Origin of the sequence: Streptomyces sp. NPDC057616 (assembly GCF_042800575.1) — a bacterium.
Lineage (GTDB): Bacteria > Actinomycetota > Actinomycetes > Streptomycetales > Streptomycetaceae > Streptomyces.
Genome location: NZ_JBHVGU010000012.1, coordinates 1 through 26558 on the forward strand (window position 1 = coordinate 1; position 26558 = coordinate 26558).

Consider the following 26558-nt stretch of genomic DNA (forward strand, 5'->3'; position numbering starts at 1 on the left):
CCGAAAGGGGGAGGGGGGGGGCAAAAGGGTACCCCAGTCCCCACCCCCCCGTGCCCCCCCCGTCTTCGGGGGGGGGGGGGGGGGGGTCCCGTGGGTGTGCGGGGTGCGGCGCTAAGGCCGGACGCTCCGCGGTCCGGACACCTCCGCGCCCAGCTCCCGCACGCGCCGGCGCAGTTCCCGGTCCGCCGTCACCACCAGGACGGACCGCCCGGCCGCGCCCGCCACCAGGGCGACCATGTGGTCGTCCCCGCTGCCGGGCGCCGACTCCACCCGTACGCCGGGCACGGACTCCACGCCGCGTGCCGCCCCCTCCACCACGAGGACGATCTCCACGGGACCGGCGTGGCCCGGCAGACCGTCGGCCGCCAGCCGGTCGCGGAGGCGTTCCGCGGCCCCGCGCCGGTCGCGCCACCAGCCGTCGGGGACCGACCCGACGACGTTCGCTGCGTCGACGACCAGGAGCAGCGGTGCGCCGCCTTCGGCATCCCCCGCCATGCGTCAGCCGCCCTGCTTCCCGTTCTCGCCCTCGCCCTGCTTCCCGCTCTCGTCGAAGCTGGCGAAGTACGCGGCGGCCATGTCCTCGTCGGCGTGGCCCTGCGCGGCGGCCCGCTCCATGCGCTCCGCGCTCGCGGCGGCGACGTCCAGCCGGACGCCGTTGCGCCGCCCCGCCTCGACGATCAGCCGGGCGTCCTTGGCCGCGGTGTCCACCGCGAAACTGGCCGGCGTGAGCTTGCCCTCCAGCACCAGCGTCGCCTTGGCCTTCAGATAGCCCATGTCGAGCGGGCCGCCGGCGATGAGGTCGAAGAAGTTCGCGGGGTCGACGCCGAGCGCCTTCGCCAGCGCCAGGATCTCGCCGGCCGCCGCGGTGGCCGCGAGCACCCAGCTGTTGGCCACCAGCTTCAGCCGGCTCGCGCTGCCCGCCGCACCGTCCTCGCCGGTCCACACGGTGCGCGCGCCGACCGCCTCGAACACCGGCTCCACGGTCTTGCGGCCCTCGACGGGTCCTGCGGCCAGCACGGTCAGCTGGCCGGCCTCGGCGGGCTGGCGGGTGCCGAGCACGGGAGCGTCGTAGAAGACGAGTCCGTGCTCCGCGGCGAAGGCGGCGAGGTCGCCGATGGCCTCGGTGCCCGCGGTGGTCGACTGCATCCAGACCATGCCGGGGCGCAGCGCGGGGGCGGCCTCGCGCAGCACCGCCAGGGCGGCCGGGCCGTCGTAGAGGATGGTGAGGACCACGTCGGCGTCCTGGACCGCCTCGGCGGGGGAGAGGCACACCTGTGCCCCGTCGGCGGCGAGCGGCTCGGCCTTGGCGGCGGTGCGGTTCCAGACGCGGACGGTGTGTCCGGCGCGGGCGATGTTGCGGGCCATCGCGGCGCCCATGATGCCCGTGCCCAGGACGCTCACGGTGAGCTGGTCGGTCATGAGGTCGGCTTCCTTACTCGTACGGGGTCTGCACTCGTGCGGTGGTTGCTGGGAACAGCCTGCCCGCCGAGTGCCCCACCGTGCGCGCGGGACCCGTCCGGAACCGTGCGTCACCCGGGGGGGCCGGGACGCGGTGCGTGTACCCGCCCGCTTAAGGTGAACCGGTGAACGGCGACTGGCTCATACGCGGCCGCGACGGCCGGCTCAGTGTCTACCTTCCGACGGACGACGCCGTCCTGTGCCGCGCGGAGCGCGGACCCGGGGGCCCGTGGCTGCCCGCGCGCAGGATCGGCGGCGGCCAGAAGCTGCTCGCCTCCCAGGCCGTCGGCCAGGGTCAGGACGCCTACGCCCACCTGGTCGCCTGGCGGCCCACCGTTGCCGGCGAGTCCGGCCTCGTCCACTCCACCCACTTCCGGCCCCGGCTCGCGGCCCTCGACTGGAACCCGATCGGGCATCCCAACAAGAAGGGCGAGGAGACCGGCACCCCGGCCGTCGCGGTCGACGCCCAAGGGCGCGCCCATGTATTCGTACGCAACCGGGGCGGCGGGGTGAGCATGCTCGCGCAGAAGGAGAAGGGCGGCTGGGATCCCTGGCGCGACCTCAAGGGGCGCCAGGTGCAAGGGGAGTTGGCGGCCGTGACGGGGGAGTCCGGTCGGGTCGAGGCGTACGCGGCCGTCCCCGGCGGCATCCTGCACTGGCGGCAGGAGGAGCCGGGGGCGCAGCCGGCCCTGGAGGAGGCGATGGAGGCCCCGGTCCGGCCCGGCACGCTGCGCGCCCTCGCCACCTCCCCGGAGAGCACCACCCTCTTCTACACCGACGACGCCGGCGACCTGTGCGCCTGGCGTCCCGGCGGCAAGCCGGTCGTCCTGCTGCCGTCCGCCGGCCCGGGACCGGTCGCCGCGATCCGCTGCGAACTCGACGGCCACGACTGCACGTTGCTCGCCCAGCGCTCGTCGAGCGGGCGTGTGGCCTTCGCCGCGTACCCCACCGAGCAGGAGTCGGCGGGAGCGTGGTGGACGGAGTCGGGGCCTCAACTCCCCTCGGACGCAGGGGTGTCGCTGGCGACGGACGAGCAAGGGCGGGTGGCGGCGGCAACGTTGTCCGCCTCGGCCGGGCAGCTGCTGGTCACGCGGCGCAAGGACGAGACGGGCCTGGCGCTGGAGGCCTGGCGGGAGGTGTGACGGCCCCGGGAGGCCCGGCGGGGGTATGTCCCCGACGTCCGGGTCGGGTCCGGGAGGCGGGTGACGGCCGTCCACGTCTCGGTCACACCGTGTTCGTCCGGTGTTCGACCTATGATGGGCGCGCTCGGCCTCCCCTGCGACAGGTGTTCGGGGATCGGCACGTCGGCCGCGCCGGGCGGGAAGGAAGGGGCGGGCCACGTCATGCGGACCGGATCCGGGCGCGGCGCCGCCCGACGAAGAGCTGCCGACCGCGTCGTCGTGCGCCGGGAGGACGGGCGGCACGCGGCGGAGGCGTCCGTGGACGGGCGCTGGCTGGTGCTCGGCAAGGACGGGCGGCTGACCGCCTACGGCCGCACCCGCGGCGGGCTGCTGCGGTGGACCGAGAGCCGGCCGGGCGGTCCGGAGTGGACGGGCCCCGAGTTCTTCCCCGTCGCGGACCTGACCCATCTGTCGGTGGTCCAGGGCGCGGACACCTACGTGCACTTCCTGGGGCGGCGCGAGGTGCGCAAGGGCGACGGGCCGCCGGCCGTGGACATCGTGCACGCCATCCAGTACCAGACGGGCCGCCCGGTCACCGAGTGGCGCTCGCTGGGCAATCCGCACAAGGACCGGGAGAAGGCCGCGCGGTTCGGCATACCCGTGGGAGCGGTGAGCGGGTCGGGGCGGGTGCACGTCTTCGTGCGCAACGCGGGGCGCGGCCTGATGCTGCGCCGGGAGGGGCCGACCGGGAAGTGGCTGGCCTGGGAGGACCTCAAGGGCAGCGGGGTGCAGGACGGGCTCGCGGTGGCGGCGCACGCGTCCGGGCGCATCGAGGTGCTGGCGGGCGGCGGGCAGGACGCCATGTGGTGGCGGCAGGCCGAGCCCGACGGGGACTTCCGGCAGGAGCCGAACATCGCGCTGCAGGTGGCGCCGGGGACGGCGGCGGCGCTGGAGACGGCGCCGGACCGGGCGACGTACTACTGGACCGACCGGGACACGCGGCAGCTGATCGCGCACCGTCCGGGCGGCTGGCTGATCCCGCTCGGGGGAGCCCCGGCGGCGGAGCCGCTCGCCCTGCTGCGGGCGTCGCTCGACGGCTACGACTGCACGGTGCTGGCCCATCGCGGCCCCGACGGCCAGGTCATGCTGACGGCGTGCGGCACGGAGAACGAACAGGCGGGCCTGTGGTGGTCCCCCACCGGCGAGCACTCGACCACACCCCCCGCCCTGTCCCTGGACACTCACGGCCGCGTGGTCCTGGCCACCGTGTCCGACAACGGCACCCTCCACATTGCCCGCCAGTCCAACGGCCCGGGCCTGGCCCTCTCGCCTTCGCTACGGGTCTGAGAGGGGGCGGGGAGGGGCCGTTCCGGCGGGGGCGAGCGGGCGGCCCCGTCCTGGCGGACGCGAGCTGCCGGTGCTGTCCTGAGGCTCCGGGTTGCCGCGGTGAACTTCCTGGCGGATGTGATGGCGCGGCCCGGTCCCGGCGGACGCGAGCTGCCGGTGCCGTTCTGAGGACCCGGACCCCGGCGAACCTCTGGCGGAGGTGAGCGGGCTGGGCTGTCCTGAGGGTCTGGATCGCCCCGCGTACCTCCGGGCGGCCGGGCCGAGCGCGCCGCCGCAGCACCACCTCACACCGACCGCTGCCCGACCACGATCGCATCGGGTCGCGGCCCGCGGAGCGGGCAGGCGGCCGCGTCGGTGCTGTCCGCGCCGAGTCGCCCTGGCTGCCGAGCCGTCGTATCCCCGTCCGCGTCAGCCGCAGAGCCGGCCCGTCCGAAGCAGGCTCGTGTCATGCCCGGTCCGAGCCGACCGCGCCGAGTTGTCCCTTCCGCGCGGCCCGCCTGCCCGCCCCCAGGGCCTGTTGCGAAGGTCCCGCCTGCCCGGCGACGCCGGGCACGTGCCCTCGCCGCACCTCGCACAGACCCGAGCACGTCCAGTACGAGGGCCTGCGCCAGGCACGCCGAGAGCACGCACCGGACGCCGCCGGGCCCGCCCCTTCGGGCGGACGACGGGACTTTCGCACCAGGCCCTGGCGGCAGCGGCAGCCGCCGCGGTCGACCACCTCGCGCGACAGGGGCACCCGCCGCCCCGCCCGATCCAGGCCCGCCCCCGCCCAGCCGTGCCGGGCGCAAGGCCGACCCGTCCGTGACGGCATCGCGGGGCGACCGCGAAGACGACCCGTCCGCGCGCAGCCACCCCGTCTGCGGAGGCCGCGCCAACACCCCCGCCCGAAACAGCCCCGCCGCCAAGCCCCTCCGTCAGGAGCTCGCGCCGGTTCCCCCGCCCCGTGCCGGGGACTTCTTCGCCGACGCCGGGATTTCCTTGTCCGTGCGCAGGGCCTTCCAGAGCTGGTCGGCCTGGGGCTGGGCCGCGACCACGCGGTTGGGGTCCTGGGTGTCGTACTTCACCGGGAGCATGATCGTCTCCATCGTGGAGGGGTCGATGCCGTTCATGCTGCGGGCGAAGCCCGCGAGCTTGGTGAGCGAGGCCAGCCCGGAGTCGGTGGTGAGGGACTCGGTGAGGCTGTCGGCGATCTTGAACGTCTTCGTGGGGCTGCCCAGCAGGTCCTGCTTCTTGATCTCGCTCAGCAGCGCGATCAGGAACTGCTGCTGAAGCCCGATCCGCCCGAGGTCGCTGCCGTCACCGATGCCGTGCCGCGTGCGGACGAACTGCAGCGCCTGCGTGCCGTCCAGCCGGTGCTCGCCCGCCGTCAGGTTCAGGCCACTGGACTTGTCGTGGATCTCCTGGTCGACGGTGATGTCGACCCCGCCTATCGCGTCGACCAGCCCCTTGAAGCCCGAGAAGTCGATCTCGACGAAGTGGTCCATCCGGACGCCCGACATCTGCTCGACCGTCTTCACGACACACGCCGGGCCCGCGATCGAGTACACCGAGTTGAACATCACACGCTTCGCGGACGGCAGCGCCGACCCGTCCTTCGCCGTGCACGCGGGCCGCGTCACCAGCGTGTCGCGCGGGATGCTCACAGCGACCGCTTTCTGCCGCCCCTCGGGCACGTGGATCACCAGCGCGGTGTCGGAACGCGCCCCGGAGACGTTGCCCGTGCCCAGCGACGCGTTGGCGCCGGAGCGCGAGTCCGAGCCCAGGACCAGCAGGTTCTGCCCCGACGTGGGCAGCTTCTCGGGACGGTTGCCGCCGATCGCCTTGTTCAGGTCGACGCCCTTGATGTTGCCGTTCAGGTCGCTGTACAGCCAGTAGCCGACACCACCCGCCGCCAGCACGAGCAGGACCAGGCTCAGGGCGATCCAGCGCCAGACCCGACGGCGCCGCCGCGGCGGCCTGCCCCGGCGGCGCGACGGGGCCCGCCGTGTTTCCGGGGTGCCCGTCTCCGTCTGGGCGTGCGTCATGTGCGTCGGTCCTCTCTCACTCGACCAAATGGCTCGGGGCACGAGTGGGGGGAGAGGCCGGGCCCGTCAGCGGTGGCGGACGGTCGTCCACCAGTCATCAGACGTTCGGAGTTGGTTAAGGGTTGTATGTGTTTTCTGTCATTTCTGACTGGTGTTGACAGCGGTGTATGCGCTTGCTGATGATGTGCCGGTCCTGTGAAGGTTAAGTTTTCGGTATGAACCGGTGATGGCTTTTTGCCGTCGCCTACGTGGTCGCACATCGAGCCGGGGGGCACGAAGGCGAGCGGCCACCAGCACTCACTTCGGCCCTGCCGGGTGAGGAGAGGGAGGGGTGGCTGTGCTGGTGCGTGCGTCGGCCCGTGGGGGGCGAGCGGCGTGACGACCGTTTCCGATCATGCTGTCGGCCAGGTGCCGGGCGCAGCCGGGGGCCGTACGGCCCGGGGCGGCACCGCATCGCGGCCCACCGCGCAGGCCGCGCCCACCACGGTCACCGCGGAGCACGGTGACGTCTACGTCGAGCCCGGTCTGACACCGTTGTCGGCCCGCGAGGCCAACCGGTCCGCCCTCACCGCCCTGCTCGACACGGCCGGCGTCCCCCACTTCGCCGTCCGCGGCACCGCCGACCACGGCACGGTCGTGGCCGTCGCGGAGGAGGACCGGGAGCGGGTGCTGGGCGTGGTGTTCCGCGGGCTGAGCCAGTTCCCGGGGCACCTGAGCGTGATCGACCCGGACGCGCCCCGCCCGTCCAAGCCCGTCTCCTCCCGCGACCCCAGGGCCTGGCGCGAGGTCGCCACGGCACGCGTCCTGCAGGTCAGCTGGTACCGCACCGACCCGGGCCGGCACCTGCTGCTCGGCCACGAGTACGGCTGCGCCATCGAGTTCTGGCAGCGCAACGGCACCTACCTCGTCGCACCCCGCGCCAACCGGGCCACCTGGGCCGTCGCTGCCGACGCCCCGAACGTCCTCGGCGCCGCCAGACTGTTCAGCCGGTTCGTATCGGACTGGACCCCGCAGCACCTGGCGCCGGCCCTCGCCACCCGTTCCGAGTTCCTGGTGAACTGCGCGGACGACATCGCCTTCCCGGTCGACGCGGTCTACACCTGGGTCGACGGCAACGACCCGGCCTGGAAGCAGCGCAAGGCGCAGGCGAAGGGCGAGGTCTACCACGCCGAGTCGGCGAGCGACGCGCGCTTCATCAGCCGCGACGAGCTGCGCTACTCGGTGCGCTCGCTGCACCTGTTCGCGCCCTGGATCCGCAACGTCCACATCGTCACCGACGACCAGGTCCCGCCGTGGCTGCGCGAGGACCTGCCCGGCGTGCGCATCGCCACCCACCGCGAGATCTTCCGCGACCGGTCGGTGCTGCCGGTGTTCAACTCGCACGCCATCGAGTCGCAGCTGCACCACATCGAGGGCCTGGCCGAGCACTTCCTGTACTTCAACGACGACATGTTCATGGGCCGCCCGGTGGCCCCGCACGCCTTCTTCACGCCGAGCGGCACGGCCCGCTACTTCCCCTCGCGCAACCGCATTCCGCAGGGCCCGGTGGTGGAGACCGACACCCCGGTCGACGCGGCCTGCAAGAACAACCGGGCTTTGCTGCTGGAACGTTTCGGCAGAGTGATCACCCAGCCGATGGAGCACATCCCGTACGCCCTGCGCCGCTCCGCCATGGAGGAGGCCGAACGGGACTTCCCCGAGGCCTGGGCCCGTACGGCGGCCAGCCGCTTCCGCGCGATGACCGACCTGTCGCCCACGTCGTCCTTCGCGCTGTACTACGCGGCGCTGACCGGCCGGGCGCAACCGGGATCGATGCCCTTCACCTACCTCCAGCTGGCGGTGCCGGACCTGGCGGACCGGCTCCAGCGGCTGCTGGACGGCCGTGACCAGGACTCCTTCTGCCTCAACGACGCGTTCTCGACACCCGAGGACATCGAGGCGCAGCAGGAGCTGCTGGACGGCTTCCTCAACGCCTACTTCCCCACCCCAAGCCCCCACGAGAGATGAATCGGAGTTCATGACGTGTCGGACCCGACGTCCATGAGCTCCGCCTCCAACGTCTACAAACGCCTCGTTCCCCAGCCCGTCCGTTCCGCCGCCGCCACCACCGTCCCGGTGCGGGTGCGGCGCAAGGTCAAGCGGCGCCTCGCGCGCACCCTGAGCCGCCGCGAGGCCCGGCTGCACCGGCGCGCCCTGCGCCGGGTGCGCAGGGCCGGGCTCGGCCACTCGGAGCGCCGTACCCAGGCACCCGACGGCCGGGTCGCGCACGTGCACACCGGCCTCACCACCGACCTGGCCCGGCGCCTCGACCACGACCTGGTCACCCAGGCCCTGGACGCGGCCGAGATCCCCTGGTTCGCGGTGCCCGCGCTCGACGACCGGCGGATCTGCCTGGCCGTCGACCACAACGACAAGAAGGCCGTGCGCCGCGTACTACGCGCGTTGCTGGAGGAACACACGGGATACGTCGTCTCCGTCTCGCCCGCCCAGAGCGACACCCGCGAGCTGCCCGGCAGCCATGTGAAGGCGTGGAAGAACTACGCCAAGGCCAAGGTGATCCGCCTGACCTGGCTGCGCACCGAGCCCACCGAGAACCTCTGGGTGGGCGAGGACCAGGGCATCGAGATCGAGTTCTGGACCGCCAACACCGACCTGGCCGCGGAGCGGCTGATCGGCCCGCGTCCCAACCGCGTGCAGCGCGCGGTGCCCAGCGACGCCCCCGGCGTCGAGATCGGCCTGGACCGGCTCTCCGGCTACTCCGACATCGACGGCGACCTGGAGCCGACGATCACGCTGGAGAACTTCGACGTCCTGCGGCTCGAGGAGATCACCTTCCCCGTCGACGCGGTCCTGCTGTGGCAGCACGCCACCCCGTGGGGCGAGCAGCTGCTGCGCGCCGCGCTGCGCTCCCTGCACCAGTACGCGCCGTGGGTGGACGTCGTGCACGTGGTCGCCGAGGCGGAGCCGCCGGCCTGGCTGCGCGCCGGCGACCGGCTCACCGTCGTCCGCGCGCGGCCCGGCTCCGAGTGGCACCTGCACCTGCTGCCCGACCTCGCCGACCACTTCCTGCTGCTGCGCCCCGGCGCCCTGCTCGGCCGGCCGGTCCGTCCCTTCGACTACTTCACGCCGAGCGGCGCGACCCGCCCCCGGCGCGGCCCCTGGAACGCCCAGGAGTCGTTCGCCCCGTGGACCCGCACCGCGTACGCCGCCACCGGCCGGGTGGCCGCCCACGGCTACGCCCAGGGCCCCCAGCCGCACCGCGTCGAGACCCTCGCCCGGCTCGCGGAGACCGGCGCCGCGCCGCTGCCGCTCGACGACGGGCAATGGTTGCCTGGGGTACCTGGCACGCATCCGCTGGACGGAGTGGTCCACCACTTCGGGCACACCTCCGGCCTGGCCGACCCCTCCGGCGAGGCCACCGTGGCGCTGCACGCCGCGCTGCCCGGCATCGCCACCCACCTGGAGCGGCTGCTGGTGCGCCGGGACAGCCAGCAGATCCAGCTGCTCGGCCTCGGCACCGACGAGGCACGCGCCCGCGGCGGCACCAAGGCCGTCCTGGGCTTCCTGCACCGCTACTTCCCCGTGCCGAGCGTCTTCGAGGGCGGCCGGGCCACCGACACAGACGACGAGGCGGTCAACCAGCCGTGAGCATGGGCAATCCCGAGGCCTCCGCGGCGGTCGGCGCGTACCGCACCCTGGTACCGGCGGGCCTGAGACGCCGGATCGCGCGCCGCGTGCCGCTGCGCCTGCGCGCGGCGCTCAAGCAGCTGCTGCGCCGGCTGCACTCCGTGAACCTGTTCGCCCGGGTCGTCCGCGGCGCGCGGGCCCGCCACCGCTGGCCGCACCTGTTCGGCGCGGGGGAGCGGCTTGCCGCCCTCGCCGGGCACGGCGCGCGGATCGCGCTGGTCCGCCCGACCGTGTCGCCGCTCGGCCTGCGCGAGGCCAACCTCGAACTGGTCGTCACCGCCCTGGAGGAGACCGGCGTCGACTACTTCGCCGTGCGCGGCAGCTCCGACTTCCGCTCCTGCCTCGCCGTCGCCGAGGCCGACCGCGAGCGGGTCGGCGAGGTGCTGCGGCGGTGCGCCGAGCGCAGTCCCGTCTATCTGCGCGCCTGCCGGGGCGAGGCCGCGCAGGGCCGCATCGTGCTGGCCGGCTCCCGGGCCGGCCGCCAACTGGCGCGCCACGCCGCGGTGCTGCGCGTCGGCATGGTGTGGAGCGACCCGGCCGGCTCCCTGGTCCTCGGCCTGGAGCACGGCTGCGACATCGAGTTCTGGCGGCCCGAGGACGGGCGGCTGCACGCGCCGCGCCCCAACCGGGTCACCGAGGACGTCGCCCTCGACGAGCCGCGTGTCACCGTCCCGATCAGCCGGCTCACCGGCTTCGCCGCCCTGCACACCCGCCGCACCCGCTCGGTGCGCACCATCCGGCCCTGCGCCGACCCGCTGCCCGAGGACGTGCGCTTCCCGGTCGACGTCGTCTACACCTGGGTCGACGGCAGCGACCCCGAGTGGCAGCGGCGGCGCGGCGCCTACGGCGACCACGGCTACCACACCGAGTCCGCCAACGCCGCCCGCTACATCAGCCGCGACGAACTGCGCTACTCCCTGCGGGCGCTGGAGCAGAACGCGCCCTGGGTGCGCCACGTCTACGTGGTGACGGACCGTCAGCGACCGGCCTGGCTCAACGACGCCCACCACCGCCTCACGGTCGTCGACCACTCGGAGATCTTCGACGACCCGGCCGCGCTGCCCACCTTCAACTCGCACGCGATCGAGAGCCGGCTGCACCACATCAAGGGCCTGTCCGAGCACTTCCTGTACTTCAACGACGACATGTTCCTGGGCAGCCCCGTCACCCCGCAGGACTTCTTCCTGTCCAACGGCATGACCCGCACCTTCTTCTCCCCGTCCCAGGTGCCGCGTTGGGACCTGACCCCCGTGGACCGGCCGGTCGACGCGGCCGGCAAGAACAACCGCCGCCTGCTCCAGGACCACTTCGGCAGCGCCATCGTGCAGAAGCTGCGGCACGCCCCCTACGCGCTGCGACGCAGCGTGCTGGCGGAGATCGAGGGGGAGTTCGCCGAGGACCACCGGCGCACCTCGCACAGCCGCTTCCGCAGCGCCGCCGACATCTCCATCCCGTCCTCGCTCTACCACTACTACGCCTACTTCACCGGCCGCGCCGTCCCCTCGAACATCACCTTCGCCTACCTCGACCTCGCCAAGCCGGAGATCCAGCGCCGGCTCGGCATCCTGCTCGCCCGCCGCGACCGGCAGGCGTTCTGCATCAACGACACCCTCTCCGACGGCCACGACGTCGAGCGCCAGACGGCGATGCTCAGCCGCTTCCTGCGGACCTACTACCCGGTGCCGTCCCCCTTCGAGAAGAAGGAGAGTCACGAGATGAAAGAGCCCCAGGTCCGGTGAAGATCTCCTTCCTGATCAACAACATCTACGGCATCGGCGGCACCAACCGCACGGTCATCAACCTCGCCGAGGCGCTCTCCGTCCACCACGACGTGGAGATCGTCTCGGTGTTCCGGCGCACCACCGCCACCAAGTTCGAGATCTCCCCGCGCATCACCGTCCGCGCCCTGGTCGACCTGCGCCCCGGCTCCGCCGACAAGGGCGCCGCCGGCAGCGACGAACCGAGTGAAGTGGTGCCGCGCCAGGAGGAGTTCTACGCGCAGTACAGCCGCTTCACCGACGGGCGCATCATCCGGGACCTGCAGCGGACGTCCGCCGACGTCGTCGTCGGCACCCGCCCGAGCCTCAACCTCTTCGTCGCCGCCCACACCCGCGACGGCGCCCTGCGCGTGGCCCAGGAGCACATGACGCACCTGGCGATCCCGCCCGCGGTGCGCGCCGAGATGGCCCGCGTCTACCCCAGGCTCGACGCCATCACGACGGTCACCGACGCCGACGCCCGCTCCTTCATGGAGAACACGCCGATCCCCGGCATCCCCGTCGTCGGCATCCCCAACAGCGTGCCCGAACCGGCCGTGACGCCGTCCGACTGCTCGCACAAGGTCGTCGTCAGCGCCGGCCGCATGCACCAGATCAAGCGCTACGACCTCCTCATCCGCGCCTTCGGCCAACTGGCCCAGGACTTCCCCGACTGGCAGCTGCGCATCTACGGCGACGGCGGCGAGGCCGGCAAGCTGCGCGCGCTCGTCACCGAACTCGGCCTGACCGGGCGGGTGCTGCTCATGGGCGGCTTCTCGCCCATCGAGTCCGAGTGGGCCAAGGGCTCCATCGCCGCCGTCACCTCGAGCGCCGAGTCCTTCGGCATGACGCTCGTCGAGGCGATGCGCTGCGGACTGCCCGTGGTCTCCACCGACTGCCCCGTCGGCCCCCGCGAGATCCTGCGCCACGGCGAGGACGGCTTCCTCGTGCCCAACGGCGAGGTCGACGGCATCGTCCAGGGACTGCGCCGCCTGATGGCCGACGAACCGGTGCGCCGCGCCATGGGCGCCGCCGCGCTGCGCAACGCCACCCGCTTCGACCCCGCGGCCGTCGCCGGCCGCTACGTCGAGCTGTTCGAGGACGCGGCCCGCCGCCGCGCCGCGGCCGAGCGCGGCTACCGCACCCCTGCCGGCCCCCGCACGGCCGGCGCCGACCAGCTCACCGTGCCGCCCGTCTCGCTCGGCGCGGCCACCGTGGACGTCACCGCAGACGACGCGGGCTGGCTGCGGTTCTCCGCCGACGGGCCCGACGAGGGGCGCCGCCGCTGGCGGTTCGTGCTGCGCCACAAGCCCTCGGACGGCGACGCCCGCCCGGACCTGCCGCTGCGCACCTCCCGCAAGGACCTGGACAACGGCGGCACCCGCTACACCGCCGTCCTCACCCCCTCCGCCCTCGACGACCTCGGAGACGGGCGCTGGCAGGTCACCATGAGCGCCCCCAAGTCCTCGCCCGTCCACATGAAGGCAGGCGTCCGCGACACCCGCGCCCTCATCGACGCCCGCGCCCGCCTGATCGCCCGGCCCCCGTCCGGCCCGATCGGCTGGAACCTGCCCTACGCCCAGCCCAACGGCCGGCTGATGCTGCGCACCGTCGTCCGCGAGGAGCACGCGGAGTGCACCCGGGTCGAGTCGGCGGACGGTGCCATCACCGTGCGCGGCGTGCTGACCGGCGGACGCCGGATCGAGCCCGGCGCGCTGTTCATCGTCAGCCGCCGCGGCCGCCACAGCCGCACCTTCACCGTGCCGGTCGAGGTCCTCGGCCGCCAGGCCTTCCGCGCCGAGGCGCCGCTGCGCCACGTCGTCGACCACCGGCTGGAGCGCTGGGAGGACTGGGACTGGTGGCTGCAGCCCGACCCGTACCACCGGTCCAAGGTGCGCGTCTGCCATCTGCTGGAGGACTTCCCCGACGTCAAGGGCGCCTACGTCTACCCGTCCGTGCCGCTGGTCGGCGACGAGGCCTCGCAGTACGCGGTCGTCCACCCGGCGCGCCCGGTGTGGGTGCGGCCCTACTGCTCCGCCTCGGGCGCCATGGCCATGAACGTGGTCGACCGATGAGCCGGCCGAGCCCGCTGAACCCGACGGCCGAGGAGGGCCGATGACCGACTCCACCCGCTCCATCCTGCACATCGTCGCCCACCAGGACGACGACCTGTACTTCATGAACCCCGACCTGGTGCGCTCGCTCCAGGACGGCGACCGGATCACCACGGTGGTCGTCACCGCGGGCGAGGGCGACGGCATCAACGTCGACACCAACGAGCCCCAACGCGCCGCCGTGCAGCCGGACTTCGCCCGCTACAGCACCGAGCGCGGCTGCGGGCTGCGCTCCGCGTACGCCCGGATGGCCACCGGAGACCGCGACCACCCGTGGCGGCGCGAACCCGTCGACCTGGTGCCCGGGTTCGCCGCCGAGCGGTTCACCCTCGTCGACCACGACGAGGTGAGCCTGTACTTCCTCCAGCTGCACCAGGGCGCCCCCACCGACCGCGGCACCCGCACCCGGCTGCACGACCTGTGGGACGGCGCCCTGCGCACCCAGGCCACGCTGCCGGTGCACGGCTGCACCGTCGGCGGCGTCCAGCACGTCACCCGCGACCAGCTGATCGCCGCCCTGACCGCCCTGCTCGGCCACGTACGCCCCACCACGGTGCGCACCATGGACCCGGACCCCGAACACGACGGCGGGCGGCAGGAGTTCGTCTGCTCCGACCACGTCGACCACACCACCACCACCCAGTTCGCGCTCGCCGCCCTCGCGCGCCACCGGGAGGGCGGCCACAACCCGGTCGTCGAGCACTACCGCGCCTACGCCAACCGCTTCTGGGGCTACAACCTCGACTCGGCCACGATCACCGAGAAGGCCGAGTACCTGGCGACCTACGGCGGCATCGACGCGCCCACGGTCTGCCCGCACGGCACCTGCCAGACCTGCGGCGACCGCCAGCTGGGGCCCAACCCGTTCCGCAGCACGCACATGAACAGCGCCGCGTACCGCTACTCGCCGACCACCAACTGGCTGCGGCTCGGCCCGGGCGGGCGGCTCAACGCCTTCGCCGTGCTGGCCGGGCGGCTCGCCTTCTGGACGGAGACCGGTCCGGCGAGCGGCGAGTGGAAGGGCCCGTTCGTGCTGGGCGACGGCTGGATCGCGCCGACGCTCGCGGTCACCGGTCTGCCCGGCGGCCCGGCCGAACTCGTCGGCCTGCGCCGCCAGAACGTCGTCGGCGGCGGAGTCACCGTGGACGTCGTGCACACCGCGCAGGACCCGGGCGGCAACGGCTTCAGCGGCTGGCAGACCCTGGAGAACCCCGACTGGGCGCAGGGCGACGGCCGCAGGCAGCGCGAGGCGGGCGTCCCCTCGGCGGCGGTCGACGCGGGCGGCCGGCTGTACGTCTTCGTCCGCACCTTCGACCAGGGCATCGCCTGCCGCCGCCGGGAGGCCGACGGCACCTGGCTGGCGTGGGAGAACCTCGGCGGCAGCTTCGTCCAGGACGCGGGCTGCGCCCTCGCCACCGAGCGCGGCACGGTCGAGCTGTACGTGCCGGGCAAGAACACCGTCTGGCGCTGGCACCAGGCCGAACCCGGCGGCCCCTTCCTCCTCGACGACACCCTGCGGACGGGCCGTCCGGCCACCGGCGGGGTCACCGCCGTCGACTCCGGCGGCAACCGCGCCTGCCTCTACTTCCGCGAGGCCGGCACCGGGCAGGTCATGGCCTACCGCCAGCACGCGGACGGCCGCTGGCCCGGCTCCGGCGCGGGGCTCGGCGGCCACGGCGGCACCGGCGCCGTGGCCGCGCTGTGGGCCCCCGAACGCGGCGCGCGCGAGGCCTTCCTGGCCCACCGGGGCAGCCGCGGCCGCCTCGTCACCTCCCTGCCCGACCGCGACAAGAACGTCTCGGGCACCCACTGGCAGGAGTCCGGCGGGATGGCGGCGCAGGCTCCGGCGCTGGCGTACGACGCGGCGGGCGCGCTCGTGGCCGCCGTCGTCGGCACGGACGCCCGCCTGCACACCCGCCGCCAGCTGTCCCCCACGGTCGGCAGCCCCCTGGGGCCCTGGTCGGCCTGAGAACGGCGAGGAGGGCCTCCGCCCGAACGGCGGAGGCCCTCCTCACATGCGTGCGCCCGTTACGCCGGGACGCTCGCCAGGCCCGGGGCCAGGAACTTCTTGCCGTTCACGCGCTCCGATACGCCCTCGCGGTCCAGGTACGGCGTGATGCCGCCCAGGTGGAAGGGCCAGCCGGCGCCCGTGATCAGGCAGAGGTCGATGTCCTGGGCCTCGGCGACGACGCCCTCGTCGAGCATCAGACCGATCTCCTGCGCGACCGCGTCCAGGACGCGGTCGCGGACCTGCTCCTCGGTGAGGACGGAGTCGCCCTGCTTCAGCAGCGCGGCGACCTCCGGGTCCAGCTCCGGCTTGCCGGAGTCGTAGACGTAGAAGCCGCGCTTGCCCGCCTTGACGACGGCGGCGAGGTTCGGGGAGACCGTGAAGCGGTCCGGGAAGGCCCGGTTGAGGGTCTCCGAGACGTGCAGGCCGATCGCCGGGCCGACCAGTTCGAGCAGGACCAGCGGCGACATCGGCAGGCCGAGCGGCTCGATCGCCTTCTCGGCGACCTCGACCGGGGTGCCCTCGTCGATGACGTTCTGGATCTCGCCCATGAAGCGGGTCAGGATGCGGTTCACGACGAACGCCGGGGCGTCCTTGGTGAGGACCGCGGTCTTCTTCAGCTTCTTGGCGACGGCGAACGCCGTGGCCAGCGAGGCGTCGTCGGTCTGCTCGCCGCGGACGATCTCCAGCAGCGGCAGGATCGCGACCGGGTTGAAGAAGTGGAAGCCGACGACCCGCTCGGGGTTCTTCAGCTTCGACGCCATCTCCGACACCGAGAGCGAGGAGGTGTTCGTCGCCAGGATCGCGTGCGCCGGGGCCACGGCCTCGACCTCGGCGAACACCTGCTGCTTGACACCGATCTCCTCGAACACGGCCTCGATGACGAAGTCCGCGTCCGAGAAGCCCTCGGCCTTGTCCAGGACACCGCTGACCAGCGCCTTGAGGCGGTTGGCCTTGTCCTGGTTGATACGGCCATTGCCGAGCAGCTTGTCGATCTCGGCGTGGACGTAGCCCACACCCTTGTCGACGCGCTCCTGGTCGATGTCCGTGAGGACGACCGGGACCTCCAGGCGGCGCAGGAAGAGCAGGGCCAGCTGCGAGGCCATCAGGCCCGCGCCGACCACGCCGACCTTGGTGACCGGGCGCGCCAGGTTCTTGTCCGGGGCGCCGGCCGGGCGCTTGCCGCGCTTCTGCACCAGGTTGAAGGCGTAGATGCCGGAGCGCAGTTCGCCGCCCATGATCAGGTCGGCGAGCGCCTTGTCCTCGGCGTCGAAGCCTTGCTGCAGGTCGCCGTCCTTGGCGGCGGCGATGATGTCGAGGGCGCGGTAGGCGGCCGGAGCGGCGCCGTGCACCTTGCCGTCCGCGATGAAGCGGCCCTTGGCGACGGCCGCGTCCCAGGCCTCGCCGCGGTCGATCACCGGGCGCTCGACCTGGACGTCGCCCTTGAGGACGGACGCCGTCCACAGCAGCGACTGCTCCAGGAAGTCGGCCCCCTCGAAGAGGGCGTCGGCGATGCCCAGCTCGAAGACCTGCTTGCCCTTGAGCTGCTTGTTCTGGTTGAGGCTGTTCTCGATGATCACCGAGACGGCCTTGTCGGCGCCGATCAGGTTCGGCAGCAGCGTGCAGCCGCCCCAGCCGGGGACCAGGCCGAGGAAGACCTCGGGCAGCGAGAAGGCCGGCAGGGACTTCGAGACGGTCCGGTAGGTGCAGTGCAGACCGACCTCGACGCCGCCGCCCATCGCCGCGCCGTTGTAGTACGCGAAGGTCGGCACCGCGAGACCCGCGAGGCGCTTGAAGACCTCGTGGCCGCCCTTGCCGATGGCCAGCGCGTCCTGGTGCTCCTTCAGCAGCTCGACGCCCTTGAGGTCGGCGCCGACGGCGAAGATGAACGGCTTGCCGGTGATGCCGACACCGACGATCTCGCCGGCCGCGGCCTCCTTCTCGACCTGGTCGATCGCGGTGTTGAGGTTCGCGAGCGAGCCCGGGCCGAAGGTGGTCGGCTTGGTGTGGTCGAAGCCGTTGTCCAGCGTGACGAGCGCGAAGCGCCCGGCGCCGTAGGGCAGGTCGAGGTGGCGTACGTGCGCCGACGTCACGACCTCGTCGGGGAACAGCTCGGCCGCACCCTTCAGAAGCTCAGCGGTGGTGCTCACTTGTCCCCCTCGAAGTGCGGGTTCTCCCAGATGACCGTCGCGCCCATGCCGAAGCCGACGCACATGGTGGTCAGGCCGTAGCGGACGTGCGGCTGCTCCTCGAACTGGCGGGCCAGCTGCGTCATCAGGCGGACGCCGGAGGAGGCCAGCGGGTGGCCGAAGGCGATGGCGCCGCCGTACTGGTTGACGCGCGCGTCGTCGTCGGCGATGCCGTAGTGGTCCAGGAAGGCCAGGACCTGGACGGCGAAGGCCTCGTTGATCTCGAAGAGGTTGATGTCCTCGATCGACAGGCCCGCCTTGGCGAGGGCCTTCTCGGTGGCCGGGATCGGGCCGTAGCCCATGACCTCCGGCTCGACGCCCGCGAAGGCGTACGAGACCAGGCGCATCTTCACCGGCAGGTCGTGCTCGCGGGCGAAGTCCTCGGACGCGATGATCGAGGCGGTCGCACCGTCGTTCAGACCGGCCGCGTTGCCCGCGGTGACCCGGCCGTGCACGCGGAACGGCGTCTTGAGGCCCTGCAGGTTCTCCAGCGTGGTGCCCGGGCGCATCGGCTCGTCGGCGGTGACCAGGCCCCAGCCCGTCTCACCGACCTCCGCGTTGGTGTTGCGCACCGAGATCGGCACCAGGTCCTGCTGGATCTTGCCGTTGGCGTACGCCTTGGCGGCCTTCTCCTGCGAGCGCACCGCGTACTCGTCGGCGCGCTGCTTGGTGATGTGCGGGTAGCGGTCGTGCAGGTTCTCCGCGGTCATGCCCATGAACAGGGCGGACTCGTCGACCAGCTTCTCGCTCACGAAGCGCGGGTTCGGGTCCACGCCCTCGCCCATCGGGTGGCGGCCCATGTGCTCGACACCGCCCGCGATGACGGCGTCGTAGGCGCCGAAGGCGATGGAGCCCGCGGTGGTGGTGACGGCGGTCAGGGCGCCGGCGCACATGCGGTCGATGGAGTAGCCGGGCACCGACTGCGGGAGGCCCGCGAGGATGCCGGCCGTGCGGCCGATGGTGAGGCCCTGGTCGCCGATCTGCGTGGTCGCGGCGATGGCGACCTCGTCGATCTGCGCGGGGTCGAGCCCGGGGTTGCGGCGCAGCAGCTCCCGGATCGCCTTCACGACGAGGTCGTCGGCACGGGTCTCGTGGTAGATGCCCTTCGGGCCCGCCTTGCCGAACGGGGTGCGGACGCCGTCGACGAAGACGACGTCCCTGACGGTACGAGGCACGATGGCTCTCCTCCAGAGGTGCGGGATCTGCACTGCTGCGTGGCGCAAGCTGAGCGCGCGCTCAGGCCCATGCTACTTATGAGTAACGTAGCTGCACAGTCCCGGCGGTCCAAGCGGCGAAGGTCACACCGGGGGAGGAGCCGTCGAGCCACGCGGAGTGAGCACCGGCGTGGCCACGGGGTGGGACCCCGGCCCCTCGCCGAGAGGGTGGGCCGGGTGAGCCGGCACAGCTGGGAGTCGTCCCAGGCCAGCAGCGAGACGTCACCGGGCACGCTCAGGCCCATCTCCGCCACCACCGAGAGCCCGGCCACGGCCATGATGTCGTAGACGATCGCGGCCGGCCGGCCGGCCCGTCGGGCGGCGCGGCCGTCAGCAGCGAGCGGGTCGCCCGCGCCCCGGCCTCTCCCGAGTACTCGGTCGTGACCTGCCAGGCCCCGGCCGGCTCCAGCGCCCGCGCCGCCTCGTCGAAGGCGACCGCGCGCATCGCCGTGTGCCCGAGCGCCGCCGCGCCGCCGACCTGGGCATGCCGTCGCAGGATCTTGGCGTGATCTCGACGTCCCTGTTCCGCTTCGAGGGACCCTTCGGCGCCCACTGGGAAACGATCTCGGCAGGAGCGATCCTCGTCATCCTGCCGACCCTGATCGTCTTCCTCTGCCTCCAGGTGAACGGGCTTCCCGTCCCGGCCTTCGGCGACGGCTAGGCGGACAGCGCGGAGACCAGGACGGGCGTCACCTGCTCCACCTGCCAGGGCCGGGCCCCGTACCCCGCGAGCGCCGCCGCGACGGCCTCCCGGTCGGCGACCTTCGGCGGCTCCCAGCAGACCCGCCGCACGGTGTCCGGGGTGATCAGGTTCTCCTGCGGCATGTTCAGCTGCTCGGCGAGGGCCGACACCGCGGCCCGGGCCGCGGACAGGCGTGCCGCGGCGGCCGGGTCCTTGTCCGCCCAGGCCCGCGGCGGCGGAGGCCCGGTGACCGGCTGCCCCGGCGCGGGCAGCTGCGCCTCCGTCAGGGCCTTGGCGCGGTCCACGGCCGCCTGCCACTGCTCCAGCTGACGCCGCCCCATGCGGTTCCCGAAGCCGTTCAGCGCGGCGAGGGCCTGCACGTCGGCCGGCAGGGAGAGCGCGGCCTCGACGATGGCGCCGTCACCGAGCACCTTCCCCGGCGACACGTCACGGCGCTGGGCGATCCGGTCCCGCGTCTGCCACAGCTCCCGCACCACGGCGAGCTGCCGGCGCCGGCGCACCTTGTGCATCCCGGACGTACGGCGCCACGGGTCCTTGCGGGGCTCCGCGGGCGGGGCCGAGGCGATCGCGTCGAACTCCTGGTGGGCCCATTCCAGCTTGCCCTGCCGGTCGAGCTCCTTCTCCAGCGCGTCGCGCAGGTCGACGAGCAGCTCCACGTCCAGCGCCGCGTACCGCAGCCACGGTTCGGGCAGCGGGCGGGTCGACCAGTCCACGGCGGAGTGGCCCTTCTCCAGCACGAAGCCGAGGACGTTCTCGACCATGGCGCCGAGGCCCACCCGCGGGAAGCCCGCGAGCCGGCCGGCGAGCTCGGTGTCGAACAGCTGCGTCGGCACCATGCCTATCTCGCGCAGACACGGCAGATCCTGCGTGGCGGCGTGCAGGTCCCATTCGACGCCGGTGAGCGCGTCGCCGAGCGCGGAGAGGTCGGGACAGGCCACGGGGTCGATCAGCGCGGTGCCCGCGCCGTCGCGGCGCAGCTGCACGAGGTAGGCGCGCTGTCCGTAGCGGTAGCCGGACGCGCGTTCGGCGTCGACGGCCACGGGGCCGGAGCCGCCCGCGAAGGCGGCGACCACGTCGGCCAGGGAGCTCGCGTCGGCGATCACGGGCGGGATGCCTTCGCGCGGCTCCAGCAAAGGGATCGGCTCCGGTTTCGGCGCCCCCGTAAGAGATGTTCCGCCGTCTTCCGGAGGGGCGCCTCCGGTGGTTCGCAGTGAGCTGTCTGCTGCGGTCTCTTGGGCGTCGGTCACCTGTCAAGAGTATCTGTGTATGGACAGCGCCCGCCGACGTAACGTTCCGTCGACGGGCGCCTGAGGGTCGTAAACCAGTCAGGTCGGTGAAACTTCCGGTTCACGACAGGTGGGACACGGGCGGGGAATCAGCGGCCGATTCCGTTCACGTCCGTGAATGAGGGAGATGTACGGGTAAGCGGGCGGCGGGACGTGCAGGCGGGTGGGGCGGGGTGTTCGGGTCAGTGGATGATGCCGGTCCGCAGGGCGACCGCGACCATGCCGGCGCGGTCGCCCGTGCCGAGCTTGCGGGCGATGCGGGCGAGGTGGCTCTTGACGGTCAGGGCGGACAGGCCCATCGAGACGCCGATCGCCTTGTTCGACTGGCCCTCCGCAACCAGCCGCAGGACCTCGACCTCACGGCCGGAGAGCTCGCGGTAGCCACCCGGGTGGCTCGGGGTACCCGGGGGGCGGCGGTGCATGCGGGCGGCGGCTGCGCCGATGGGTGCGGCACCGGGGCGGGTGGGGAGCCCGACGTTGGTGCGGGTGCCGGTGACGACGTAGCCCTTGACGCCGCCCGCGAGGGCGTTGCGCACGGCGCCGATGTCGTCGGCGGCGGACAGGGCCAGGCCGTTGGGCCAGCCCGCCGCGCGGGTCTCCGAAAGGATGGTCAGGCCGGAGCCGTCGGGCAGATGGACGTCGGCGACGCAGATGTCGCGGGGGTTGCCGATGCGCGGACGTGCCTCCGCGATGGACGAGGCTTCGATGACGTCGCGCACACCGAGGGCCCACAGGTGGCGGGTGACGGTGGAGCGGACGCGCGGGTCGGCCACGACCACCATGGCGGTCGGCTTGTTCGGACGGTAGGCGACCAGGCTTGCGGGCTGCTCGAGGAGAACGGACACCAGGCCTCCTGGGGTGCGGGACGGCTTTCAAGGTCACAGTCGTCTTCGGCACCAAACCCGGAGTCCTTTAGGGAAAGATCACGATTTAGTGAGTAACAATCTGTGCAATTCGGACAAGCGATCGATCACTTGTTGAACGAATCGGTTCGTCGGAGAACCTGGTCCTGATTGAAAGTGGCCGAATCGACAAAGTGACGGTCAAAGGAGTGCCATGCCTGGGGAGTGGGGTCAGCGTGCCTGCGGGTCCCGTCGCTGCGGCAGCGTCACGATCGAAGCGTCGCCCGGACCGGCCGGCGGCAGGCCCGCGACCTGGGCCAGCAGATCGCACCAGGCGGCGAGGTGGGCCGCCGTGTCGGGCACCCCGTTCCGGCCCTCGCGGGGCGTCCAGGAGGCGCGGATCTCGATCTGCGAGGCCGCCGGGCGCTCCGCCAGCCCGCCGAAGTAGTGCGAGCTCGCGCGCGTGACGGTGCCGCTCGGTTCGCCGCAGGACAGCCCGCGCGCCTGCAGCGCGCCGGTCAGCCAGGCCCAGCACACGTCGGGCAGCAGCGGGTCGGCGGCCATCTCCGGCTCCAGCTCCGCGCGCACCAGCGTCACCAGGCGGAAGGTGCCGCGCCAGGCGTCGTGCCCGTCCGGCTCGTGCAGCAGCACCAGGCGGCCGTCGGCCAGATCCTGGTCGTCGTCGACGACCGTCGCCTCCAGCGCGTACGCGAACGAGGCGAGTCGCTGCGGCGCGCGGGTCGCCTCCACCTCGATCTGCGGCCGCAGCCGCGCGGATCTCAGCGCGTCGACCGCGGTCCTGAACGGCAGTGGTGCCGTACCGCCCCCATTCCGGTCCCCCTCCGTGTCGCCCATTCCGTCAGCGCCGTCCGACAGTCGTCCCTGAGCCGCAGCCATGCGGGGAAGATTAAAGGGAACGGAGCGCTCGCGCAGGGAGGGACACCCGTGCGAGCGCCGCCTGTCCGGATCGTGCCCCGCGGACCCCGGACTTCGGCGCGTCGCCGCCGTGCGAGACTTGCCGTCGTGAGTGCGAACGAGAGCCCCGCGGGCCACGCCCAGACGCTGCCGACAGCCACGTACGACTCGGCCTTCCTCAAGGCGTGCAGGCGCGAGCCCGTGCCGCACACGCCGGTGTGGTTCATGCGTCAGGCGGGGCGCTCGCTGCCCGAGTACCGCAAGGTCCGCGAGGGCGTCCCGATGCTCGAGTCGTGCACGCGGCCCGAGATGGTCACCGAGATCACCCTCCAGCCGGTGCGCCGGCACGGCGTGGACGCGGCGATCTACTACAGCGACATCGTCGTCCCGCTCAAGGCCATCGGCATCGACCTCGACATCAAGCCGGGCGTCGGCCCGGTCGTCGCCCACCCGATCCGCACCCGCGCCGACCTGGCCCAGCTGCGCGACCTCACGCCCGAGGACGTCTCGTACGTCACCGAGGCGATCGGCATGCTCACCCGCGAACTCGGCGCCACCCCGCTCATCGGCTTCGCCGGCGCGCCTTTCACCCTCGCGAGCTACCTGGTCGAGGGCGGTCCGTCGCGCACGTACGAGAACGCCAAGGCGATGATGTACGGCGACCCCGAGCTGTGGGCCGACCTGCTCGACCGGCTCGCCGGGATCACGGCCGCGTTCCTGAAGGTGCAGATCGAGGCCGGCGCCTCGGCCGTCCAGCTCTTCGACTCGTGGGCCGGCGCCCTCGCCCCGGCCGACTACCGCCGCTCGGTGCTGCCCGCCTCAGCCAAGGTCTTCGAGGCCGTCGCCGGGTACGGCGTCCCGCGCATCCACTTCGGCGTCGGCACCGGCGAGCTGCTCGGCCTGATGGGCGAGGCCGGCGCGGACGTCGTCGGAGTCGACTGGCGCGTCCCGCTGGACGAGGCGCTGCGCCGGGTCGGCCCCGGCAAGGCGCTCCAGGGCAACCTCGACCCGACCGTGCTGTTCGCCTCCACGGAGGCCGTCGAGGCCAAGACCCGCGAGGTCCTCGACTCGGCCGCCGGCCTGGAGGGGCACATCTTCAACCTCGGCCACGGCGTGATGCCCTCCACCGACCCGGACGCGCTGACCCGGCTCGTGGAGTACGTGCACACGCAGACCGCCCGCTGACTCACCACGTGTGCCGGGGCCGCGCCTTCCTGCCGAACAGCAGGCCGCGCGGTTCCGGCGGCGGGGGAGTGCCCGGCTTGAGCGGCCAGGCCAGGGCCATGCCCACCAGGAAGCCGACGACGTGCGCGGCGTACGCCACCGTGCCCGCGGAGGAGACGCCCTCGCCGGACGAGTAGACGGCCTGGAGCACGAACCAGAAGCCGAGCACCAGCCAGGCCGGCAGCCGCAGCGGCAGGAAGATCAGGAACGGCACCAGGACCCAGACCCTGGCCTTCGGATACAGCACCAGATAGGCGCCCAGGACACCGGCGATCGCGCCGGACGCCCCGATCAGCGGGTCGGCGGAGTCGGCGTTCAGGAGCGCGAAGCCGTAGCCCGACGCGTAGCCGCAGGCGACGTAGAAGAGCGCGTACCTGACGTGGCCCATGCGGTCCTCGACGTTGTTGCCGAAGATCAGCAGGAAGAGCATGTTGCCGAGCAGGTGCAGCCAGCCGCCGTGCAGGAACATCGCGGTGAGGACGGACAGCGCGGGGGACTTGTCGTAGGACGGCGGGGCCACCACGCAGCCCGCGCCGTGCGCGCCCACGCCGACGTCGCCCGTCGGCACCAGCCGCGGCAACTGATGGTGGATCAACTCCCGCGGCACGGCCGCGTAGTGGTCCAGGAACGCCTGCAGATGGCACGTCTGCGCCAGGCCGCTGTCCCCCACCACGGAACCGGCGAGGCCGGGCATGGACAGGAAGACGAGGACGTTCGCGGCGATGAGCGCGTACGTCACCCAGGGGGTGCGTCGCACCGGGTTCACGTCATGGACGGGGATGACCACAAGGAATTAGTGCCCCCGGCCGCCGGAAATAGTGCCTCCGGTGCGCCGGGTGCGTCGGTGAACACGGGCACGCGCGCGTGCGTATGACTCCTCAACCGCCCGCGGCACGGGGAAGGCGGGTCGCGGGGACGACGTGAGGAACAGGCGATGAACGACCGAGTTACTCCTCCGATGCATGCCACGCCCGACGGTGAGGCGGAGATCTCCCTGGTGCTGAAGCTGCCGTGGGAGGACGTCGCCCGGCTCGGCCAGGAGGCGGGGCGGCTCGCCTCGCAGATGCAGCGGCCGGTGACCCTCGACGAGGCGGTGAGCCACCGGCTGCGATCCGTGCGCAGCGCCGCGCACGCGAAGCCCGCGGGGGAGCAGCCGGCCGCCGTGACGTCCACGGCGTCGGTGTCCTCGCTGCCGCCGCGGCCTCCGGCGGAGCAGGCGCGGCAGGCCATCGAGCGGATCAACGGCAGCGCGTAGCGGTTCGCCGTGGGGGTGCGGGTGAGGTGGCGGCCACGGGCCCGTCGTGGCTCGTCGCGCAGCTCCCCGCGCCCCTAGAAGCTCTTCGCCACCGCTTTCGAGGCCTTGCGGGCCGCTACCAGGATCGGGTCCCAGACCGGGCTGAACGGTGGGGCGTAGCCCAGGTCCAGGGCCGTCATCTCGTCCACCGTCATCCGGGCGGTGAGGGCGACCGCGGCGATGTCGACGCGCTTGCCCGCGCCCTCGCGGCCGACGATCTGCACGCCGAGCAGGCGGCCCGTGCGGCGCTCGGCGAGCATCTTGACCGTCATGGAGGAGGAGTCCGGGTAGTAGCCGGCCCGGCTCGTCGACTCGATGGTGACGGCCTCGAACTGGAGGCCCGCCCTGCGCGCGTCCTTCTCGCGCAGGCCCGTGCGGGCGATCTCCAGGTCGCAGACCTTGGAGACGGCGGTGCCGACGACGCCCGGGAAGGTGGCGTAGCCGCCGCCGGCGTTGGTGCCGATGATCTGCCCGTGCTTGTTGGCGTGCGTGCCCAGGGCGATGTGGCGCTCCTGGCCGGAGACCAGGTCGAGGACCTCCACGCAGTCGCCGCCGGCCCAGATGTTCTCGTGCCCGCGCACCCGCATGGCCAGGTCCGTGAGCAGGCCGCCGTGCGCGCCCACGGGCAGTCCGGCCGCCCGGGCGAGCGCCGTCTCCGGGCGTACGCCGATGCCCAGGACCACCACGTCCGCGGGGTACTCGGCGTCCTCCGTGGCCACCGCCCGCACCCGGCCGTCCTCGCCCGTGAGCAGCTTGGTCACCTCGGCGTCGTTGACCATGGTGATGCCCAGGCCCTCCATCGCCTCGTGCACCAGGCGGCCCATGTCCGGGTCGAGCGTCGACATCGGCTCGCTGCCGCGGTTGACGACCGTCACCTCGTAGCCGCGGTTGAGCAGCGCCTCGGCCATCTCCACGCCGATGTAGCCCGCCCCGACGACCACCGCGCGGCGGCCACGCGTGCGTGCCAGCGAGTCGAGCAGCGCCTGGCCGTCGTCCAGCGTCTGCACACCGTGCACCCCGGGGGCGTCGGCGCCCGGCATGTCCGGGCGGATCGGGCGGGCGCCGGTCGCGATCACGAGCTTGTCGTACGACGTCCAGGACTCGGCCCCGGAATCGACGTCACGCGCGCGTACCCGGCCGCCCGCCACGTCGATCTCCGTGACCTCCGTGCGCATGCGCAGACCGATGTCCCGCGCGCGGTGCTCCTCGGGGGATCGGGCGATCAGCTCGTCGCGCTCGTCGACGTCGCCGCCGACCCAGTACGGGATGCCGCACGCCGAGTAGGAGGTGAAGTGGCCGCGCTCGAAGGCGACGATCTCCAGCTCACCGGGGTCCTTCAGCCGGCGTGCCTGCGACGCCGCGGACATTCCCGCGG

General features: G+C 72.9%; 20 protein-coding genes and 1 pseudogene. 10 read left to right on the top strand and 11 right to left on the bottom strand.

The window, feature by feature from the left end:
• Window positions 1-111: 111 nt before the first annotated feature.
• Both ACFU97_RS16665 and ACFU97_RS16670 read right to left on the bottom strand, forming a co-directional pair.
• Window positions 112-495 carry an NTP pyrophosphohydrolase gene (locus ACFU97_RS16665; protein ID WP_384256558.1) on the bottom strand — a complete coding sequence of 128 codons (384 nt, stop codon included), beginning with the start codon at window positions 493-495 and terminating at the stop codon, window positions 112-114.
• 3 nt (window positions 496-498) lie between these two features.
• Window positions 499-1419 carry an NAD(P)-dependent oxidoreductase gene (locus ACFU97_RS16670; protein ID WP_384256561.1) on the bottom strand — a complete coding sequence of 307 codons (921 nt, stop codon included), beginning with the start codon at window positions 1417-1419 and terminating at the stop codon, window positions 499-501.
• A 164-nt stretch (window positions 1420-1583) separates the two neighbouring features.
• On the opposite strand from ACFU97_RS16670, the gene ACFU97_RS16675 reads away from it, so the two are divergent.
• A complete protein-coding gene (locus tag ACFU97_RS16675; protein WP_384256563.1) occupies window positions 1584-2600 on the top strand; it encodes a hypothetical protein in 1017 nt (338 codons plus the stop codon).
• Window positions 2601-2801: 201 nt separating this feature from the next.
• Window positions 2802-3926 (top strand): hypothetical protein, encoded by a 1125-nt coding sequence (locus ACFU97_RS16680; RefSeq protein ID WP_384256566.1) that lies wholly within the window; start codon window positions 2802-2804, stop codon window positions 3924-3926.
• Between the two features lie 914 nt (window positions 3927-4840).
• Here ACFU97_RS16680 and ACFU97_RS16685 read toward each other — a convergent pair.
• Window positions 4841-5950, bottom strand: coding sequence for an LCP family protein (locus tag ACFU97_RS16685; RefSeq protein WP_384256568.1), 1110 nt, complete (start codon window positions 5948-5950; stop codon window positions 4841-4843).
• Between the two features lie 375 nt (window positions 5951-6325).
• Between ACFU97_RS16685 and ACFU97_RS16690 the strand changes: the two genes are divergently transcribed.
• From ACFU97_RS16690 to ACFU97_RS16710, 5 genes are read left to right on the top strand one after another with little or no spacing between them, the layout of a single operon-like run.
• The gene (locus ACFU97_RS16690) at window positions 6326-7957 is read left to right on the top strand and encodes a stealth family protein (RefSeq protein ID WP_384256570.1); all 1632 of its coding nucleotides are present in this window, start codon (window positions 6326-6328) and stop codon (window positions 7955-7957) included.
• A 15-nt stretch (window positions 7958-7972) separates the two neighbouring features.
• A complete protein-coding gene (locus tag ACFU97_RS16695) occupies window positions 7973-9598 on the top strand; it encodes a sugar phosphotransferase (RefSeq protein WP_384256573.1) in 1626 nt (541 codons plus the stop codon).
• Window positions 9599-9600: 2 nt separating this feature from the next.
• Window positions 9601-11376, top strand: a complete 1776-nt coding sequence (locus tag ACFU97_RS16700; RefSeq protein WP_384256575.1) for a stealth family protein — start codon at window positions 9601-9603, stop codon at window positions 11374-11376.
• A complete protein-coding gene (locus ACFU97_RS16705) occupies window positions 11373-13469 on the top strand; it encodes a glycosyltransferase family 4 protein (RefSeq protein WP_384256577.1) in 2097 nt (698 codons plus the stop codon). Before ACFU97_RS16700 ends, ACFU97_RS16705 begins: the two co-directional genes overlap by 4 nt.
• 40 nt (window positions 13470-13509) lie before the next feature.
• Entirely contained in the window at window positions 13510-15477 is a 1968-nt protein-coding gene (locus tag ACFU97_RS16710) for a hypothetical protein (RefSeq protein ID WP_384256579.1), read from the top strand.
• A gap of 59 nt (window positions 15478-15536) precedes the next feature.
• On the opposite strand, the gene ACFU97_RS16715 is transcribed toward ACFU97_RS16710, so the two are convergent.
• Genes ACFU97_RS16715 through ACFU97_RS16725 form a run of 3 tightly spaced genes read right to left on the bottom strand, consistent with a single transcriptional unit; the run spans window position 15537 to window position 19311 of the window.
• Window positions 15537-17666, bottom strand: coding sequence for a 3-hydroxyacyl-CoA dehydrogenase NAD-binding domain-containing protein (locus ACFU97_RS16715; protein WP_384256581.1), 2130 nt, complete (start codon window positions 17664-17666; stop codon window positions 15537-15539).
• Entirely contained in the window at window positions 17663-18880 is a 1218-nt protein-coding gene (locus ACFU97_RS16720; RefSeq protein WP_384256584.1) for a thiolase family protein, read from the bottom strand. Before ACFU97_RS16720 ends, ACFU97_RS16715 begins: the two co-directional genes overlap by 4 nt.
• Window positions 18769-19311: a substrate-binding domain-containing protein gene (locus ACFU97_RS16725; RefSeq protein WP_384257034.1), complete on the bottom strand. Its 543-nt coding sequence runs from the start codon at window positions 19309-19311 to the stop codon at window positions 18769-18771. Before ACFU97_RS16725 ends, ACFU97_RS16720 begins: the two co-directional genes overlap by 112 nt.
• Window positions 19312-19397: 86 nt before the next feature.
• On the opposite strand from ACFU97_RS16725, the pseudogene ACFU97_RS16730 reads away from it, so the two are divergent.
• Window positions 19398-19580, top strand: a pseudogene (locus tag ACFU97_RS16730) (hypothetical protein); the annotation flags it as partial.
• Here ACFU97_RS16730 and ACFU97_RS16735 read toward each other — a convergent pair.
• The 3 genes from ACFU97_RS16735 to ACFU97_RS16745 all read right to left on the bottom strand — a co-directional run bounded on the left by ACFU97_RS16735 (window position 19577) and on the right by ACFU97_RS16745 (window position 22647).
• A complete protein-coding gene (locus ACFU97_RS16735; protein WP_384256586.1) occupies window positions 19577-20869 on the bottom strand; it encodes an HRDC domain-containing protein in 1293 nt (430 codons plus the stop codon). The pseudogene ACFU97_RS16730 and the gene ACFU97_RS16735 sit on opposite strands and share 4 nt — an antisense overlap.
• A 221-nt stretch (window positions 20870-21090) precedes the next feature.
• Entirely contained in the window at window positions 21091-21753 is a 663-nt protein-coding gene (locus tag ACFU97_RS16740) for a response regulator transcription factor (RefSeq protein ID WP_016432069.1), read from the bottom strand.
• Window positions 21754-21981: 228 nt separating this feature from the next.
• Window positions 21982-22647 carry a DUF3000 domain-containing protein gene (locus tag ACFU97_RS16745; protein ID WP_384256588.1) on the bottom strand — a complete coding sequence of 222 codons (666 nt, stop codon included), beginning with the start codon at window positions 22645-22647 and terminating at the stop codon, window positions 21982-21984.
• 126 nt (window positions 22648-22773) lie between these two features.
• Here ACFU97_RS16745 and hemE point away from each other — a divergent pair, with 126 nt between their 5' ends.
• Complete coding sequence (gene hemE / locus ACFU97_RS16750; RefSeq protein WP_384256590.1) at window positions 22774-23850, top strand: uroporphyrinogen decarboxylase; 1077 nt, start codon at window positions 22774-22776, stop codon at window positions 23848-23850.
• Window position 23851: 1 nt separating this feature from the next.
• On the opposite strand, the gene ACFU97_RS16755 is transcribed toward hemE, so the two are convergent.
• Window positions 23852-24676 carry a rhomboid family intramembrane serine protease gene (locus ACFU97_RS16755; protein WP_384256593.1) on the bottom strand — a complete coding sequence of 275 codons (825 nt, stop codon included), beginning with the start codon at window positions 24674-24676 and terminating at the stop codon, window positions 23852-23854.
• Between the two features lie 147 nt (window positions 24677-24823).
• Here ACFU97_RS16755 and ACFU97_RS16760 point away from each other — a divergent pair, with 147 nt between their 5' ends.
• Complete coding sequence (locus tag ACFU97_RS16760; RefSeq protein ID WP_384256595.1) at window positions 24824-25144, top strand: hypothetical protein; 321 nt, start codon at window positions 24824-24826, stop codon at window positions 25142-25144.
• A gap of 74 nt (window positions 25145-25218) precedes the next feature.
• Here the strand turns inward: ACFU97_RS16760 and ACFU97_RS16765 are convergent.
• Window positions 25219-26558: FAD-dependent oxidoreductase (locus ACFU97_RS16765; protein WP_384256597.1), on the bottom strand; the 1340-nt coding region annotated here is incomplete at its 5' end.

Bases quoted from the DNA above. Each gene is read 5' to 3' on its own strand.
- ACFU97_RS16665 (WP_384256558.1), bottom strand. From the start codon at position 495: ATGGCGGGGGATGCCGAAGGCGGCGCACCGCTGCTCCTGGTCGTCGAC.
- ACFU97_RS16745 (WP_384256588.1), bottom strand. From the start codon at position 22,647: ATGGCTGCGGCTCAGGGACGACTGTCGGACGGCGCTGACGGAATGGGC.
- ACFU97_RS16670 (WP_384256561.1), bottom strand. From the start codon at position 1,419: ATGACCGACCAGCTCACCGTGAGCGTCCTGGGCACGGGCATCATGGGC.
- ACFU97_RS16685 (WP_384256568.1), bottom strand. From the start codon at position 5,950: ATGACGCACGCCCAGACGGAGACGGGCACCCCGGAAACACGGCGGGCC.
- ACFU97_RS16710 (WP_384256579.1), top strand. From the start codon at position 13,510: ATGACCGACTCCACCCGCTCCATCCTGCACATCGTCGCCCACCAGGAC.
- ACFU97_RS16680 (WP_384256566.1), top strand. From the start codon at position 2,802: ATGCGGACCGGATCCGGGCGCGGCGCCGCCCGACGAAGAGCTGCCGAC.
- ACFU97_RS16700 (WP_384256575.1), top strand. From the start codon at position 9,601: ATGGGCAATCCCGAGGCCTCCGCGGCGGTCGGCGCGTACCGCACCCTG.
- ACFU97_RS16760 (WP_384256595.1), top strand. From the start codon at position 24,824: ATGAACGACCGAGTTACTCCTCCGATGCATGCCACGCCCGACGGTGAG.